This window comes from Serratia sp. Je.1.23.a (assembly GCF_051129805.1).
In the GTDB taxonomy this organism is placed as follows: domain Bacteria; phylum Pseudomonadota; class Gammaproteobacteria; order Enterobacterales; family Enterobacteriaceae; genus Serratia; species Serratia liquefaciens.
The window spans coordinates 433,507-449,629 of record NZ_JBCPSR010000003.1; the positions used below are offsets into that span (position 1 = coordinate 433,507).

Here is a 16,123-nt window from a genome sequence, read left to right on the forward strand (position 1 = left end):
ATGAGCCCATTGAAAGCCGGTGACACAGCGCCGAAGTTTAGTTTGCCTGACCAGGACGGTGAGGAAATTAATTTGGCCGACTTCCAGGGACAGCGAGTGCTTGTTTATTTTTATCCCAAGGCGATGACGCCGGGCTGTACCGTACAGGCCTGCGGTTTGCGGGATAACATGGATGACTTGAAAAAAGCGGGTGTCGAAGTTTTGGGCATCAGCACGGATAAACCAGAGAAACTGTCGCGTTTTGCCGAGAAAGAGTTGTTAAACTTCACGTTGTTGTCTGATGAGGATCATCAGGTGGCGCAGCAGTTCGGCGTTTGGGGTGAGAAAACCTTCATGGGGAAAACCTATGACGGCATCCACCGCATCAGCTTCCTGATCGACGCCAAAGGCAAGGTTGAAAAAGTGTTTGATGATTTTAAGACCACCAATCATCACGACATCGTTCTGGATTACCTGAAACAATAATTCTCACGAAGCGCAGCGACCTGCTGCGCTTCGTTATCCACGCTTATTCCTGTTCCGTTTCTACCCGCAGTTCGTCCGGCCAGGCATGAATAACCGCCTTCACCAAGGTTGCCAGCGGGATAGCGAAGAACACGCCCCAAAAACCCCACAGCCCGCCAAAGATAATCACCGACAGAATGATCACCAGCGGATGCAGGTTGACCGCCTCAGAGAACAGAATCGGCACCAGCAGGTTGCCATCCAGCCCCTGCACCACCAGATAGGCGACGATCAGCGTCCAAAAATCGGCGCCAACACCCCATTGGAACATCGCCACCACCACCACCGGAATGGTCACCAGAACCGCACCGATATAGGGGATCAGCACCGAAAAACCGACCAGCACCGCCAGCAGCAGCGAATAGCGCATATCGAGAACCGCGAACACCAGATAGGTCGCCACCCCGACGATCACCATCTCCAGCACCTTGCCGCGAATATAGTTGGTGATCTGCTGGTTCATTTCGATCCACACCTGCCCGGCCAGCCCACGGTTGCGTGGCAGTACCCGGCGCACGGCATTGAGCATCTGTTCCTTGTCCTTCAACAGGAAGAACATCATCATCGGGACCAGGATCAGATAAATCGCCAGCGTCAGCAGGCCTACCAGCGACGCCAGCGAGAATTTCACCACCGACTCGCCCATGCCCGACAGGCGTCCGCGCAGGTTCTCTGCCATCATGTCGATGATGCCGGCATCCACCAGCGCCGGGTAACGCTTCGGCAGCGTCGCGGCGAAGTTATAGAACTGGTTGAGCATGCCCGGCAGATCGGTCATCAGGTTGATGCCCTGTTGCCAGGCGGTCGGCGCCACCACGAAGACCAGCAGCATCGCGATACCGGCAAACAGGATCATCACCATGCTTGCCGCCCAATTTCGCGAACAGCCGATGCGCTGCAACCGCGCGGTTGGCCATTCCAGCAGATACGCCAGCACGATGGCCACCAGCAGCGGGGTCAGAATACCATGCAGAAAATAGAGAATGAGGAACCCGGCGAGCAGGATCACCAACAGCGCGATGGCTTGCGGATCGGTGAAGCGGCGGCGGTACCACTGTAATAACATCTCCAGCATCAGAGAGGGCTCCTAGAGGTTTGACTGGCAGGCATTGCTGTTCCTGTAATAAGTATTATTGACCCTACGCTGGCCAAGCCAAAAAGAGGAAAGGCTGAAGGCCGGGCATTCAGCGTATGGTTGTACCATGCCGCCCCTTTGCCATCCAGCGATTGTCGGCACAGACCGGGGGAAAGAAAACGATCGATTTACCGCGGGGAAAGTCGCGGCGGTTTAACGGTGAGTCAAACCGCCGCTATGCCATCAGGCCTGAGAAGATCAGAAGTCGTAAGTCAGCGAGGCTTTAAGGGTGCGCGATTGCCCCTGGAAGATATAGGTGCCGTTGCTCTCCACGCTGGACCAATACTTCTCGTTGGTGACGTTATCCACGCCAACGCGCCAAACCATGGTGTTTTGATCCGCGTTCATGCGCATCCGGTAACGCACACCGAGATCCAGCGTGGTGTAACTGTCGAGTTTCTTGGTGTTCGCCGCATCGGCAAACTGCGAGCCGGTATGGCGAACCCTGGCGGTCGCAGTCAGGCCTTCCACCGGTTGGATGTCATACTCGGCGCCCATCACCATATAGAAATTCGAAACGCCGATAGCATCCTTGCCGTCGTTGGTGCCATTTTTGGTTTTGGTCAGCTCAGGCGACAGCCAGGTGGTGCTGCCGTTAAGGCGCAACCCGAGCATCGGCTCACCGAACACGTTCAGTTCCACGCCGCGGTTACGTTGCTCGCCATCCAGCGCATAATAATTCTCGCTGTTGAGCATGGCTGAAGGCTTCTTGATTTCAAACAGCGCCAGCGAACCGCCCACGCGCTCGAAATCGACCTTCACCCCCACTTCATTTTGTTTGGAACGGGCAATACCGGTGCTCTGGCCAAAGTTCGTGGCTTCCTTCGGCGCGTTGCTCCCCGGCTGCAGAGCTTCGGTGTGGTTGGCGTAGAGCGACACTTCTTCCCACGGCTTGTAGACCAGACCAAAGGTCGGCATCCAGCGGCTTTGGGTATAACGGGACGAGGTGTCCTCCAAGCCGGTGGCGTTGCTGTAGTTGCGCACCACCACTTTCTGATGGCGCGCCGCTGCGGTAAACAGCACCCGATCGCTAAAGAACCCCAAAGTATCGCTGAACAGCCAGCCCTGGGTGCGATTACGGGCGGTGGTTAACGGATCGGAATAGTTGCCGCCAAAGTAAGCGTTATCCGGCACCGCCACATCCTGATTGTCATAAATATTGGTCGTCGGGTTGTTGGCCGACATGCGCCAGGCGGTTTTGTCGCGTTTGATTTGCGCAGAATAACCCAGGTTCACCTTGTGCGAGACATCCCAGGTATTGAATTCGCCGCTGACCCCGGCCATGCCGCTGAACGCATCGATAATGCGGTTGGTGTCCAGACGCCCTACCGTGGCGTCGCCGTTGGCATTGATCAGCTTGGGTGCGCTGTAGAGCCCGGTTTCATGAGCATGCTGCGCGCCCAACCCGGTATAGATTTTCCAGCGTTGAGTGAGGTCGTATTCCGCCTTCACCATACCGAATTCGTTTTCGATATCGCTGTAGCCCCATTTCTGGCTGTAGTTTTTGGTCGGATCCGGCACGGCTGGAATAAAGTCGACGCCACTGATGTTGACCCCCATGGTTCCACCGTGGAAGGTCTTCTTCTGGTAGCCGAAATCCAGCGAAGTGCGGAAGCGATCGCCACGGTAATCCAGTCCCACCGAGGCCAGCGTGGTACGGCGTTTGTCGTCGTTGACGGCAGCTTCACCTTCGCGGTGCACCAGGTTCACCCGCGCGCCAAACTGGTTGTCATCACCGAAGCGACGGCCTACATCCAGCTTGCCGCCGACCTGAGAGTCAGAGGTGTAATCGATGCCCACCTGCGTGGTAGGCGTCTCTTCCGCACGTTTGGGTTCGAGGTTAATCATACCGCCCACCCCACTGGTGGCTACGCCGTTCAGCAAGGCGTTAGCGCCTTTGAACACCTCCACGCGCTCCAGCATTTGAGTATCCATAACCTGACGCGGCACCACGCCCGACAGGCCGCCCATGGTCATGTCCTCACCATCCAACTGGAAGCCGCGAATGCGGTAGGTTTCGGCGAAGTTGCCGTAGCCCTGCACCGCCTGAACGCCTGCGTCATTGCTGATGACATCGGCAATGGTTTTCGCCTGTTGATCCTGCACCAGCTTCGCGGTGTAGCCGACCACGTTAAAAGGTACGTCCATGGCTTTTTGTTCGCCCAGCATCCCCAGACGTCCGCCATGCGCGATTTGTCCGTCGAGATAAGCCGGAACCAGATCTTCGCCGCCGGCTTTAAAATCGCTCTCTTTGGTGGCCTGAACCACCAGGGTTTCTTCCTGATTTTTTTTGCTGCTTTCTGCCGGAGCGGCCAGCGCGCCCTGGCTTACCGCACCGATGGCCAGCGCCAATAACGTCAGGCGTTGCGGAAATGATGTTGAACTGGTGTTGTGCATAATTCACTCATGTATGAGGAGAAGTGGAACAAAATGGCCCGTTACCGGGCCGATAGAGCTTATTTATTTAAATCAATGCGAACGACGCTGTCCGGCCCCTGAGTAGAGTGATCCTTATTAAAGGGTTGCTTGACGGTGACAAACAGCACCTGGCCGTCTGGGGAAAGCTGCAGGCTGTTTGGATTTGGCGTTACCGCCCAGCTCTGTTTCACGGCATAGGTCGTGGCATTGAGGCTCAGCACCTTGCCGGACTCACGCTGCGAGAGGTAGATTTCATTGCGTTTGGCATTGAACAGCACCGCCAGAGAGTCGCCGACATCCAGCTGCTTGAGCAGTTTTCCACTATGAATATCCAGCACCAGCGTGGTTTTGGCTTTGGAATTGTCGGTCACAAACAGGCGCCCGGTTTCGCTGTCTTCCGCCAGGTTAAGCAGCAGCGCCGGCTTCTCGCCCAGTGGCTTCCAGCGTTTTTCGATTCGGTTGTTTTTCGGGTTGATGACCAGAATTTCACCGCTGCCGTTCGCGGCGTACAAACGCTGAGTTTGTTCCGAGTAATGCAGGCCGGTCATCCATTTGCCAGTGTTTTTGATCCGCGCTTTTAATTTCAGCGTGTTGGCGTCCACCACCCAAATCAACGCCGGGTCGGCCACCGCGCCTACGTATAGCGTATCTTTGTGCAGCAGAATTTGGCGCGCGCCATACGGCAGCCCTTTCTCGTTGCGTTCGCTAAACAGCAAGCGGCCTTTCACTTTGCCGTCGGCGGTATTGATCGCGCTGATGCCACCGTCCAGGGAGTTAGTGACATAAAGGGTTTTGCCATTCGGGGAGATCTGCATGGCGAAGTTTTTCAGATCGGTGTGGGTTGCGCCGAGCGTTTTCAGCGTTTTCGCATCCAGCTTATAAACCACCCCGCCCTGCACATCTTTAAAGCCTTCGGAACTGGCCACGTACAAGGCATCGCCCGCCGGCGACAGCGCCATCTCATACAGGCCATCCGCCAGATCGCGTCTAACCACGTTGTCGGCAGATTGAGCCGCCGCAGCGACAGGTTGGGCAATTGGAGAAGCCGCGTGTTGCTTAGGGGCGACGCAACCGCTCAGCGCCAGGGTCATCACCACGGCGAGCGCAGAAACTTTCATCTTCATCAGGAAATCCTTGGCCATATAAACTGATTGAGTGGAGGCTCTTGCGGATTATTTTTGGCTTTCTCAACAGGAGAAATGAGCCCCACCGTACGTCTCAATGTTTCCTTGTGAATGGGGTTCACTTTATCGCAGGCGGCTGGACCGCCTTAGCTGCGAATAACAAAGAGAATAATAATCATACTCATTACTTTTTTGGCGAGCAAATGTAATTGGTCATCTTGAACAGGGGAAAACGTCGTGCTGCGAATGCCCTCCGCCGCCCACAGAATTATCTCGCGACATTGGCAAACGCGGCGGGAAGTGGTCATGCTGTAAGGCCATCTCATCCTCATGTCTGATCAAGGAGAATTTATGTCAGTTTCAGCCCGTAACCAGTTATCCGGCACCGTGTCTGCCGTCGCTAAAGGCGCCGTAAATGACGAGGTGGAAATCACTTTGCCGGGCGGCGAGAAGTTAGTCGCTATTGTGACGGTACAAAGCCAGCAGTCGCTTGGCCTGGTCGCCGGTAAGGAAGCGGTGGCGCTGATTAAGGCCCCCTGGGTTATTTTGGCTTCGGAAGACTGCGGGCTGCGTTTCTCCGCCCGCAATCAATTCGCCGGGGAAGTCAGTGCAGTGGAGCAAGGGGCGGTGAACAGCACCGTGCACATTAAAACGGATGCCGGTTTCAAACTGACCTCGGTGATCACCAATGAAAGCCTGCAGGAGATGGCGTTGAAGAACGGGGCCCGTGTCATCGCTCTGATCAAAGCCTCCTCCGTGCTGCTTGCCGTCAGGGCGTAGTTTCCAAACCCTTTCAAGCCCGCATCGGCGGGCTTTTTAGTGAGGCAACTGCCTGAGACGTTACTTTATTCCCTGCTCGACAAGCAGCCCGACGGCGATCAACACCATTGCCGCGCCGGAAAAACGGCTGACAACCCGTGCAGCCTGCGGGCGCGTCTGCAGTACCGACTGCGAGCCATACCCCACGATCAAATAAACCACCCCGCAGCTGATCAGATGCAACAAGCCAAGCGCGAGAATTTGGTTCGGGATCGACCAACTGGCACCCGCATCGGTGAACTGAGGCAGTAAAGCCAAAAATAGCAGGAATACCTTGGGGTTCAGGCCGCTGACGCAAATGCCCTTGCCGGCCCAACGCAGCCAGGAGCCGGATGCCTGCGCATCGCTGGCGCTCGGCGTCGGGGGATGGCGCAGCATGTTGATGCCAATCCACAACAGATAGCCTGCCCCCAGCAGGGTGAGCGCCGTGAGGGCCATAGGACTGCCTGTCACCAAAGCGCCCACGCCTGCCGCCACGATCGCTATAGCGATAAGGTGCCCACACAGCAATCCTACTACCGCAGGCACCACCACCCGCCCGCGGATGCCGGCCGAGATGATGTACGCCCAGTCCAACCCCGGCGTGATAACGAACAGAATCGAAACGGCCCAGAAAGCCGCAAAAATGGCGAGCGTCATAAATATCGCCCCCGCCACCGACATCCGAAAGTCTGGCTTATCCATTTCATCACTTCGCGTTCCTCCGCTGGACAGCGTTAACAGGCCAAAAGCCATTTATGTCCAAAGTTGTTCAATTATTGAAAAGAATATCCCCAAGTTGTTAGAATGTGGTTTCAATTATTTGCTTATAAATCGCAAATTGAGGGAAATTTTTCCAAATGGACAAGATTGACCGCAAAATCCTTGCTGAACTTCAGTTTGATGGGCGTCTTTCTGTTACCGACCTGGCTGACCGAATTGGGCTGAGCGTTTCCCCCTGCCACCGCAGGGTGCGAGCGTTGGAACAATCTGGCGTGATCAGAGGCTATCGTGCTCACCTCGATCCCGGCAGTCTGGGCTTTAACTTTTCCGCGCTGGTTTTCGTCACCATGCGGGAAGGGGATCGCCAGGCTGTTGAAGCCTTCGAAAACGCCATGGTGGATATTCCCCAGGTTATCCAGGCGCAGCGATTGTTCGGCGATCCCGACTACCTGTTGCATGTCATCGCCCGCGATTTACCGGCTTTTCAGCGGCTTTACGACGAACAGCTTTCCGCCCTGCCCGGCGTTCAACGCCTGACCTCCACGCTGGTGATGAAAAGCGTGGTGCAGGACCGGCCCTTTCTGCCGTTGTAGATCACAATCAAATCCAGAAGGATACAGTTATGAACAGTGGTTTCGAGGACTCAAAGGCCTTGTACATCGGTATATGCACGGTGGTAGGCGATGCCTTTCTCGCGTTGGCCAATGAAGAGCATGAAACGCAAAAAGCGGACGTAATTAATGAGCTTAAAACGGCGATTACCCGCGAAGGTCGTGATGTCAATTTGGATGAAGCGCGCGAATTGGCGATTGAGTGGCTGGAGCGATAAGTAGCGCCGGTTACCTTGTTTTTACGGGTGTTACCAGGTCATTACCGCGCTCTGGGCTGCCGTTCTGGTGAAAAAAATGGGAGCGTCTCCGCTCCCATAGGGTATTCAGGGCACAATCACGTAGTCGGGATTGGCAACGGCGAACAACGCCTGCCGATCCGCTGCCGGTGGATAAATCCACTGCGTATTGATTTCCTGTTTGATCTTTTTGCCCTCTTCACGCGTAAAGCGCACCTGACGATCCCAACCTTCGGTGTAGAGCGCGCCCCAGGCTCCAAGATCAAGGCAGGTCACATACTTTGGCTGGCTGTAAGGGTGCAGCGGCAAACCTACCAGTTCCGCTGCGGCATTGTGGCCCGCTACACGGCCCAGACTCATCGCATGCTGGCAGGTCATCAGGTTGTGATTGCCCAGCTCGTCGGTCGCTGCCTTGACCGTGTCCCCGCTAACAAACACGCCGTCCGCCGCAGGCGCGTGCAGGAAGGCATCACCGACAATACGTCCGGCACTGTCGCGCTCACCCGGGATTTGCTCAACTAATGGATGCGCCCGTACCCCGGCGGCCAGAATCACCGTATCGGTGGCGATGCGCTCACCGCTCGACAAAGTCACACTGCCTGCGTCAATAGCCGTAACGCGAACCCCGGCTCGAGACTCAACGCCACATTCTTCCAGTGCCTGGCGGATCACCACGGCAGGTTCAGCCCCCATGCCGGCGCCAACTTCGGCCGCCGTATCGACAATCACCACGCGAATATCGGCCTGGTTGCCCAAAATGGCACGTAAGCGCATCGGCATTTCAGCAGCACTTTCCAGCCCGGTAAGCCCACCACCGACCACCACCACGGTATTGCGTGCCGGGGTCTCAGGTTGAGTCGCCAACGCTTTTAAATGGGCATCCAGCCGTTGCGCGCTTTGCAGCGTATCGACATTAAAACCATGCTCGGCAAAACCGGCGACCGCAGGCACGAACAGTTTGCTACCGGTTGCCAGTACCAGCCGGTCATACGCCAACTGAAGTTTTTTCCCTTCGACGCTCTCCACCACCAGCGTCTTGTTTTCTCCGTCTATCTGCTCAACCAGACCGGCCAAATGACGAACGCCAATCGCAGCGAGCTGTGCCGAAATGTCCGGGCTCATATTTTCCAGTACGGCTTCGTACAATCTAGGGCGGATGGTGACGTTCGGGGTCGGCGAAACCATCGTCACCTCAACGCTCTGTTCCTTACCGGCAAGCGCTACGGCTCGCATGGCGGAGACAGCGGCCCAAAACCCGGCAAAACCAGAACCGGCGATCACTATTTTCTGCGTCATGGAATGACTCCTTCAAATACCTGTTGTCGAGCGCCTGACGTATTTTTCAGGCGAGTTTTACCGCTGCCCCCCTGAAAAAGGGTGCAGAAGGGTGACCGCCTGTGGCACACAGGCGGGTAAAAAGCATCAGAAAAATGACGGGGGCGTTATTGCGGTTTGGCGCGAGCAGGCTTGCCGCTGCGAGTCGTACGCTCGCTCAGGCGTTCATCAAGCCAGATATTGACCTCGCCAAAGAACCCTTCCGGCGCCTTGCGCCCAAAACGAGAGGCGACAGTGCCCAGTGTTTGTAGCGCCAGCGCATCGCGCATGGCCTTTTCGGCCTGCAGCATCACCGCATGGATCGCACACTTGCCTGATATGGCCCAGTCAGGCGGGCTATCATCGAATACCGCGCAGCGACCGCGGACTTCCTGACAATCGAACAACGGCTTGTGCCCTTCAATGGCATCGATAATCTCCAGGAAAGTGATCTCCTCTGCCGGACGGGCCAACCGATACCCACCGCGCACGCCTTCGCTGGCGGCGACGATCCCCGCCTTCTCCAGCTTGGGGAAAATCTTGGCCAGGAAACTGGGTGAAATTCCCTGCAGTTCCGCGAGATCGCGACTGCTTAACGCGCGTTGATCCTCGCCGACCAACCAAAGCAAGCAGTGGATGCCGTATTCAACGCTGGTAGTGATGTAAGCCATATTGGGTTTGCGCTGCACTCTTGAATTCAATAACGCAGACTATATTAGTCCACGTTTATTCTGTCAATTAAAACACAGACAAACTTTGTCTTTGTTTTATGGGTGGCGAAAAAGCGGCATCGACGAGGCCCAAGGACGTTGATCATCAAGGGAAGATCCAGAAATGAAAAATCAAACAATTCTGTCTGATTATTGCCGAACAGAAGTTTCCTTGTCGTCTTCGGCTGACTATGATGTTATCTGCCGACAGGGCGCCGCAATGCGTGCATTTTTGTGAGCCAACACGCTTTCGCACTGATTGTTTTGGCGAGTCCGGCAAGGAAGAAGAACTCTTGTGTGATGCTGACGTCTTAGAGATGACTATTTAAGGGAAAGGCCTGACTATGACCACCCGGTTGACCAAAACAGCGATTGCAGTACTGTTGCTCGGCACACTCAACGCCACGGCGCTGGCGCCGGTGCAGGCGGAAACCCAGGATCAACTGCCGGATATGGGCACCTCTGCGGGTGGCACCCTGAGTATTGGCCAGGAAATGGCGATGGGTGATTTCTACGTGCGTCAGCTGCGCGCCAGCGCGCCCCTGATCAACGATCCCCTACTCACACAATATATTAACCAATTGGGTAACCGGTTGGTGGCAAGCGCCTATTCGGTACGCACGCCGTTTCATTTTTATCTGGTGCGCAACGACGAGATCAACGCCTTCGCCTTCTTTGGCGGTAACGTGGTGTTGCACTCAGCCCTGTTCCGCGAAACCGACAACGAAAGCCAACTCGCCTCGGTACTGGCACACGAAATCTCGCACGTGACTCAACGCCACCTGGCGCGTGCGATGGAAGACCAGCAACGCAACGCCCCGCTGACCTGGGTAGGCGCCCTTGGCTCCATCCTGCTGGCGATGGCCAACCCGACCATGGGGATGGCGGCGTTGAGCGGCACTCTGGCCGGCACCCAGCAAGGCATGATCAGCTTTACCCAATCGAACGAACAGGAAGCCGATCGTATTGGCATTCAGGTGCTGCAACGCGCCGGGTTCGATCCTGAAGCCATGCCCGACTTTTTGCAAAAGCTGTCCGATCAGTCACGCTACGCCTCCAAACCGCCGGAAATGCTGTTGACCCACCCCCTGCCCGACAGCCGCCTGTCCGATGCGCGCAACCGCGCCAACCAGATGCCCAAGCACCTGGTGCAATCGACGCAGGATTATCTGATGGCCAAGGTGCGTTCGCTTGGTATGTACAGCTCAGAGGGGTACGGCCTGCGTGAAGAGCTGCTCGATACTTACAGCAAAGGTAACATACGCGAGCAGACGGCAGCCAAATATGGCCGCGCCATTTTGTTCTACGAGGCCAAAAAGTATGACGATGCCCGTAACATCATTCAGCCACTGCTGACGCAAGATCCGAAAAACGTCTGGCTGATCGATCTGATGACCGATATCGACCTCGGTCAGAAACGTGCGCCGCAGGCGATTGCCCGTCTGCAGGCCGCCAATGCCGCTCAAAGCAACAACCCGGTGCTGCAACTCAACCTGGCCAACGCCTACGTGGAAGGTAACCAACCGGCGCAGGCGTCAAAAATTCTCAACCGTTACACCTTCGCCCATCCGGACGATCCCAACGCCTGGGATCTGCTGGCGCAGGCCAGCGCCGCACAGGGGCTACGCGATGAAGAGCTTTCCGCCCGTGCCGAAAGCCTGGCCCTGACCGGCCGTCTCGATCAGGCTATTGGCTTGCTCAGCAATGCCAGTTCACTGCAAAAACTCGGCAGCCTGAAACAGGCGCGTTATGATGCTCGCATCGACCAACTGCGCCAGTTGCAACAGCGTTTCCGCCAGTACCAGCGCAGCTGATTTTCATAAAGGATGAAGTTAAATGAAAAACGTCACTATTTACCACAACCCACGCTGCTCCAAGAGCCGTGAAACCCTGGCGCTGTTGGAACAGCATGGCGTGACGCCCGACGTGGTGCTGTATCTGGAAACGCCACCGTCGGTAGACCAACTGAAGAAACTGCTGAAAGAACTGGGTTTCAGTTCCGCACGCGAGTTAATGCGCAAAAAAGAAGATCTGTACAAGGCATTGAAGCTGGCGGATGAAAGCCTGAGCGAAGCCCAACTGTTGCAGGCAATGGTAGACAATCCAAAGCTGATTGAGCGTCCCATCGTGGTCAAAGGCACCCAGGCACGCATCGGTCGGCCACCGGAACAGGTGCTGGAGATTTTGTAAGTCTCCCGGCACTTTATTGAGCAACATTATGATAATAGCCCTTACCTGGGCTATTTTTAATTGATTGTTATATAAATACTTTTCATCATCCCCCTGAGTCCTGACTGATATTATCCCCCCGGTGTGTTGTATTAACTCACAGCCAGCGTTGACATATGTCAACAGCTAAAATATCCTCAATAAAGACGGCAGGCAGGTGATGAAAAACCATCCTAATAAACATATTCAGGCTGCGTTAGCCTATGCCATTTCGCAGGGTTGGTTATTTCGCGCCAGTAATGGACATGCGTTCGGCCGCCTCCAGTGCGCTCTTCCTCAGCACAGGGAGCATATGATGAGTATCTGGTCTACGCCGAAGAACCCAGAACAACATGCCAAACAGATACGCCGTAAAGTCGATGAATGTCTGGCTCTTTCCCAGAAAGGATAAAGGAGGTCATCATGGCGCTCTATAATTTCTCGTTAACACTCTCCGGCGTGACGTCGCAAACTCCGGGTTTGGAAGATGCTCTCTACGCCAGTGGTTGCGATGACGGGTTGATTTGTTTCTATGGCAAAGCGGTTTACGTGGAGTTCGATAGAGAAAGCGATAGCTTCGCCAACGCCATTCTTGGGGCCATCAAAAATATCGAATCCGCCGGTCTGGACGCGCAGGTAATGGCAGTCGATTCTCATCTGGTAGGATTAAGTGATATCGCAGCACTCACCGGCATGTCTCGGCAAGCTATCGCGATGCTAAAGGACGGTACTCGCGGCTCTGGAGACTTCCCTTCTCCCATTCAAAGGCTTAAGGGGTCATCCCCTTTGTGGCGTTGGCATAGCGTTGCGGCCTGGTTGGCAAGCAAGGGGAAAATTGGCCAGGCACTGGCCGAGAATGCGCAGTATCTGGAAAATATCAATTTAGCGTTGCAGCTCCGGGCCAACAATCAACGCAGCCAGATCGATAGCTACGTAACCCTGCTGGAGCACGGCGAGAATTGAGCCTGGCGAGCCAGAATTATAACCCGAGGATCTCTTTCACAAACGGGATGGTCAGCTTGCGTTGGGCGGTGATCGAGGCGTGATCGAGTTGATCCAGGGTCATAAATAAGGTGCGCATTTCGCGATCCAGCCGCTTCAGCAGGAAACGACCGACGTCTTCCGGCAGCTCAAAGCCACGCAGTTTGCCGCGCAATTGCAGGGCCAGCAGTTTTTCTTCATCTGACAGCGGCTGTAACTTGTAGATTTGCCCCCAGTCCAGGCGAGAAGCGAGGTCGGGTAAATGAAGGTTCAATTGACGTGGCGGACGATCGCCGGTAATGAACAGGCGCGTGCGGCCGGTTTCCAGAATGCGGTTGTAGAGATTAAAGATCGCCATTTCCCACTCTTCGTCACCGGCAATGCATTCGATATTGTCGATGCACACCAGCGCCAGCTGCTCCATCCCGTCCAAGACTTCCGGCACGAAATAGGCTCGCTTATCCAGCGGCACATAGCCCACGGCTTCACCGCGCTGCGAAAGCTCCGCACAGGCCGCATGCAACAGGTGACTACGCCCACCGCCCTCGCGTGACCAGAAATAGATATAGCTGCCATGTTCCTGACGAACGGCGGACTGGATCGCGCTCAATAGGGATGGGTTCTCCCCCGGATAAAAACTGGCGAAAGTCTCATCATCGGGAAGATAAAGTGGCAGTGAAAGCTGTGCCGGCGTATTCAGAAAAGCACCTCAACCAAAACTGGCAGGAAAACGCGGTAAGTCTACCACAGAAAACGGGCTCTGTTGAACCGGCAGGATTTTATGGCGTAATAGTGAACAACGCTCAGCAGCAAGATTAAATTGCCAACGACTTTCACCGGTGAAATTTGTATTTTATCCAAGAGTTATCCTAGTATAGAGGGGCGAAACGCAATCTCCTTAAACAAGGTTTCTACAAGGATATAGACAATGAAAGTATGGAATAAAGTGCTTTTGGCCTCAATCATTGGGCTATTGCTTGCCGGCTGTGATGACTCATCCAAAGTCGACGCCAATCTTGAAAAAGCCAAAGACAGCGCTGAGCAAATGAAAGATGCCGCACAGAAAAAAGCGGACGATCTGACCGATAAAGCCGCCGCAGTGGCCAAGGACATCAAGAAAGAGGCCACCACTCAGGCCGACCAATTGAAAGACAAGGCTTCGGCAATCAAAGACGATGCCGCCAAGCAGGCAGATGCCATCACCAATGATGCGAAAGCTAAGGCTGACGCCATCAAAGAGGATGCCAGCAAGCAAAGCCAGCAGTTGGTCGATCAGGCTAAAACCATTAAGAACGATGCCATTAATGGTGCCAATGATTTGACCGAGCAAGCTAAAGCGAAAACCGAAGCGATTAAAAACAGCGCAGAAAATAAAGCGGAAGAATTAAAAAGTGATGCCGACGCAGCAGGGAAAGAAAATACCCCGCCGGCCGCACAACAATAATACTTAGCAATAAAGAAAGGAGCAGTAAATGGGGATTATTTCCTGGATTATCTTCGGTCTGATCGCCGGTATTTTAGCCAAGTGGATTATGCCAGGCAAAGACGGCGGCGGTTTTATTCTGACCGTTGTCCTGGGTATCGTCGGTGCCGTGGTTGGGGGCTATATCAGTACCTTCTTTGGCTACGGCAGAGTTGACGGTTTCAACTTCGGCAGCTTCGTGGTGGCGGTGATTGGTGCCATCGTGGTGCTGTTTGTATACCGTAAAATCCGCAGTTAATTTATTGCGCATCAACAAAACGGGCAGCCCATTGGCTGCCCGTGAGACGGCTGACAAACATATAATGTTTGACGGCTGGCGCTAAAGGTTTTGAAAATAAATCAGGAAAATCAATTTATTGATTTTCGGCTGATAACACAAAGGGGAAAAACCACGCTTTTATCCCCTTTGTCAATAATCTGACGGGCAGCCCATTGGCTGCCCGTTTTCCTTACTACTTCTGTTCGGCCGACTCGTCCGGGGCTTCGATCACTTCCTCTTCCTTGCGGTACAGGCTGATGACCTTAAACAGCAGGCTGAGACCGATGCCGACGATGGTCGCCAGCGCCATGCCTTTCAATTCGGCAGCACCGATGTGCACCTTGGCCCCGCTGACGCCGATAATCAGGATCACCGAGGTCAGGATCAGGTTTTGCGCCTTGTTGTAATCCACTTTGGATTCAATCAGCACACGAATACCTGACGCGCCGATCACCCCATACAGCAGCAAAGAGACACCACCCATCACCGGCACCGGTACCGCCTGGATAGCCGCCGCCAGTTTACCGACGCAGGACAGCAGAATGGCCAGAACCGCCGCGCCGCCGATCACCCAGGTGCTGTATACCTTGGTGATAGCCATCACGCCGATATTCTCACCGTAGGTGGTGTTTGGTGTGGAACCGAAGAAGCCTGAAATCACTGTCGATATGCCATTAGCGAACATTGAACGGTGCAGGCCAGGGTCACGGAGCAGGTCTTTTTTGACGATATTCGCAGTCACCACCAAGTGGCCGACGTGCTCGGCGATCACCACCAGCGCCGCCGGCAGGATGGTGAAGATGGCGAACCATTCAAAACGCGGGGTGTAGAACGTCGGCAGCGCGAACCAGTGCGCCTCGCGGATCGGGGTCAGATCCACCACGCCCATAAAGAACGACAGCGCATACCCTACCAGCACACCGATCAGGATCGGGATAATCGCCAGAAAACCGCGGAACAGCACGGAACCCAGGATGGTCACGCCCAGCGTCACCAGCGAGATAGTGATGGTAGTGGTGTCTGCGCTGACGCCGTCAGCCGGCAACAAGCCCGCCATGTTCGCCGCCACACCGGCCAATTCCAGGCCGATGACCGCCACAATCGCCCCCATCGCCGCCGGAGGGAAAATGACGTCCAGCCAGCCGGTACCGGCTTTTTTAACCAGCAACGCGACCAGGCAAAACAGCACCCCGCACATGATAAAACCGCCCAACGCCACTTCATAACCCAACGGCAACAGCAGCAGCACCGGGGAAATAAACGCAAAGCTGGAGCCGAGATAGGCCGGGATCTTGCCCTTGCAGATAAACAGGTACAGCAAGGTTCCGACGCCGTTAAACAGCAACACCGTCGCCGGGTTAATCTTGAACAAAATAGGCACCAGCACGGTCGCGCCAAACATGGCGAACAGGTGTTGGAAGCTGAGCGGAATAGTCTGGAGTAGCGGCGGGCGTTCGCTTACGCCTATCACGCGACGGGTCATGGATGTTTTTCCTCTGGGTCGTTATCAGTTGTGTAAGCCTAAAGATATATGCTCAATGGATTTCAAGTTACAGCTAGGCGGCAAGGGCGTTAATCCCCAGGAGCTTATTTATAATAAGTGACTGGGGTTAGCACCC

19 protein-coding genes are annotated in these 16,123 nt (G+C 55.0%); 11 read left to right on the top strand and 8 right to left on the bottom strand.

The genetic code is table 11. The annotated features are described in order from the left end of the window. Nucleotides 1-465 (top strand): thioredoxin-dependent thiol peroxidase, encoded by a 465-nt coding sequence (gene bcp / locus AAZT04_RS14295; RefSeq protein ID WP_020828055.1) that lies wholly within the window; start codon nucleotides 1-3, stop codon nucleotides 463-465. A gap of 43 nt (nucleotides 466-508) precedes the next feature. Here the strand turns inward: bcp and AAZT04_RS14300 are convergent, their stop codons facing one another. The 3 genes from AAZT04_RS14300 to AAZT04_RS14310 all read right to left on the bottom strand — a co-directional run bounded on the left by AAZT04_RS14300 (nucleotide 509) and on the right by AAZT04_RS14310 (nucleotide 5,181). Next, nucleotides 509-1,579 carry an AI-2E family transporter gene (locus tag AAZT04_RS14300; protein WP_020828056.1) on the bottom strand — a complete coding sequence of 357 codons (1,071 nt, stop codon included), beginning with the start codon at nucleotides 1,577-1,579 and terminating at the stop codon, nucleotides 509-511. Between the two features lie 258 nt (nucleotides 1,580-1,837). Next, the gene (locus AAZT04_RS14305; protein WP_434680593.1) at nucleotides 1,838-4,036 is read right to left on the bottom strand and encodes a TonB-dependent receptor; all 2,199 of its coding nucleotides are present in this window, start codon (nucleotides 4,034-4,036) and stop codon (nucleotides 1,838-1,840) included. A 59-nt stretch (nucleotides 4,037-4,095) separates the two neighbouring features. Next, the gene (locus AAZT04_RS14310) at nucleotides 4,096-5,181 is read right to left on the bottom strand and encodes a YncE family protein (RefSeq protein ID WP_262259503.1); all 1,086 of its coding nucleotides are present in this window, start codon (nucleotides 5,179-5,181) and stop codon (nucleotides 4,096-4,098) included. A 351-nt stretch (nucleotides 5,182-5,532) separates the two neighbouring features. Between AAZT04_RS14310 and AAZT04_RS14315 the strand changes: the two genes are divergently transcribed. Continuing rightward, nucleotides 5,533-5,961, top strand: a complete 429-nt coding sequence (locus AAZT04_RS14315) for a TOBE domain-containing protein (RefSeq protein ID WP_260629892.1) — start codon at nucleotides 5,533-5,535, stop codon at nucleotides 5,959-5,961. A gap of 60 nt (nucleotides 5,962-6,021) precedes the next feature. Here AAZT04_RS14315 and AAZT04_RS14320 read toward each other — a convergent pair whose 3' ends face one another. Further along, the gene (locus AAZT04_RS14320) at nucleotides 6,022-6,639 is read right to left on the bottom strand and encodes a LysE family translocator (protein ID WP_261103981.1); all 618 of its coding nucleotides are present in this window, start codon (nucleotides 6,637-6,639) and stop codon (nucleotides 6,022-6,024) included. Between the two features lie 200 nt (nucleotides 6,640-6,839). Between AAZT04_RS14320 and AAZT04_RS14325 the strand changes: the two genes are divergently transcribed. Together AAZT04_RS14325 and AAZT04_RS14330 are read left to right on the top strand one after the other, a co-directional pair. Next, nucleotides 6,840-7,295, top strand: coding sequence for an Lrp/AsnC family transcriptional regulator (locus tag AAZT04_RS14325; RefSeq protein ID WP_020828061.1), 456 nt, complete (start codon nucleotides 6,840-6,842; stop codon nucleotides 7,293-7,295). Nucleotides 7,296-7,324: 29 nt separating this feature from the next. Beyond that, nucleotides 7,325-7,531 carry a DUF2767 family protein gene (locus tag AAZT04_RS14330; RefSeq protein WP_020828062.1) on the top strand — a complete coding sequence of 69 codons (207 nt, stop codon included), beginning with the start codon at nucleotides 7,325-7,327 and terminating at the stop codon, nucleotides 7,529-7,531. A gap of 105 nt (nucleotides 7,532-7,636) precedes the next feature. On the opposite strand, the gene AAZT04_RS14335 is transcribed toward AAZT04_RS14330, so the two are convergent. After that, on the bottom strand, nucleotides 7,637-8,845 hold the full coding sequence (locus AAZT04_RS14335; protein ID WP_020828063.1) for an NAD(P)/FAD-dependent oxidoreductase: 1,209 nt from the start codon (nucleotides 8,843-8,845) through the stop codon (nucleotides 7,637-7,639). Between the two features lie 146 nt (nucleotides 8,846-8,991). Beyond that, nucleotides 8,992-9,534 carry an RrF2 family transcriptional regulator gene (locus AAZT04_RS14340; protein WP_174574560.1) on the bottom strand — a complete coding sequence of 181 codons (543 nt, stop codon included), beginning with the start codon at nucleotides 9,532-9,534 and terminating at the stop codon, nucleotides 8,992-8,994. A gap of 383 nt (nucleotides 9,535-9,917) precedes the next feature. On the opposite strand from AAZT04_RS14340, the gene AAZT04_RS14345 reads away from it, so the two are divergent. The 4 genes from AAZT04_RS14345 to AAZT04_RS14360 all read left to right on the top strand — a co-directional run bounded on the left by AAZT04_RS14345 (nucleotide 9,918) and on the right by AAZT04_RS14360 (nucleotide 12,744). Next, entirely contained in the window at nucleotides 9,918-11,387 is a 1,470-nt protein-coding gene (locus AAZT04_RS14345; protein ID WP_261279879.1) for a beta-barrel assembly-enhancing protease, read from the top strand. A gap of 22 nt (nucleotides 11,388-11,409) precedes the next feature. Further along, complete coding sequence (gene arsC, locus AAZT04_RS14350; protein ID WP_020828066.1) at nucleotides 11,410-11,763, top strand: arsenate reductase (glutaredoxin); 354 nt, start codon at nucleotides 11,410-11,412, stop codon at nucleotides 11,761-11,763. Between the two features lie 199 nt (nucleotides 11,764-11,962). Further along, nucleotides 11,963-12,193: a hypothetical protein gene (locus AAZT04_RS14355; protein ID WP_020828067.1), complete on the top strand. Its 231-nt coding sequence runs from the start codon at nucleotides 11,963-11,965 to the stop codon at nucleotides 12,191-12,193. Nucleotides 12,194-12,204: 11 nt separating this feature from the next. Next, nucleotides 12,205-12,744, top strand: a complete 540-nt coding sequence (locus AAZT04_RS14360) for a helix-turn-helix transcriptional regulator (protein WP_197821620.1) — start codon at nucleotides 12,205-12,207, stop codon at nucleotides 12,742-12,744. A gap of 16 nt (nucleotides 12,745-12,760) precedes the next feature. Here the strand turns inward: AAZT04_RS14360 and hda are convergent, their stop codons facing one another. Then, complete coding sequence (gene hda / locus AAZT04_RS14365; protein ID WP_041414814.1) at nucleotides 12,761-13,462, bottom strand: DnaA inactivator Hda; 702 nt, start codon at nucleotides 13,460-13,462, stop codon at nucleotides 12,761-12,763. Between hda and AAZT04_RS14370 the strand changes: the two genes are divergently transcribed. The 3 genes from AAZT04_RS14370 (at nucleotide 13,432) to AAZT04_RS14380 (ending at nucleotide 14,483) form a co-directional block, all read left to right on the top strand. Further along, complete coding sequence (locus tag AAZT04_RS14370; protein WP_153263174.1) at nucleotides 13,432-13,581, top strand: hypothetical protein; 150 nt, start codon at nucleotides 13,432-13,434, stop codon at nucleotides 13,579-13,581. The genes hda and AAZT04_RS14370 overlap by 31 nt on opposite strands. Nucleotides 13,582-13,690: 109 nt before the next feature. Then, the gene (locus AAZT04_RS14375) at nucleotides 13,691-14,206 is read left to right on the top strand and encodes a hypothetical protein (protein ID WP_020828070.1); all 516 of its coding nucleotides are present in this window, start codon (nucleotides 13,691-13,693) and stop codon (nucleotides 14,204-14,206) included. Nucleotides 14,207-14,234: 28 nt separating this feature from the next. Beyond that, nucleotides 14,235-14,483 (top strand): GlsB/YeaQ/YmgE family stress response membrane protein, encoded by a 249-nt coding sequence (locus tag AAZT04_RS14380; RefSeq protein ID WP_002487967.1) that lies wholly within the window; start codon nucleotides 14,235-14,237, stop codon nucleotides 14,481-14,483. Between the two features lie 214 nt (nucleotides 14,484-14,697). Here AAZT04_RS14380 and uraA read toward each other — a convergent pair whose 3' ends face one another. Then, nucleotides 14,698-15,987, bottom strand: coding sequence for a uracil permease (gene uraA / locus AAZT04_RS14385; RefSeq protein ID WP_020828071.1), 1,290 nt, complete (start codon nucleotides 15,985-15,987; stop codon nucleotides 14,698-14,700). Nucleotides 15,988-16,123 lie beyond the last annotated feature (136 nt).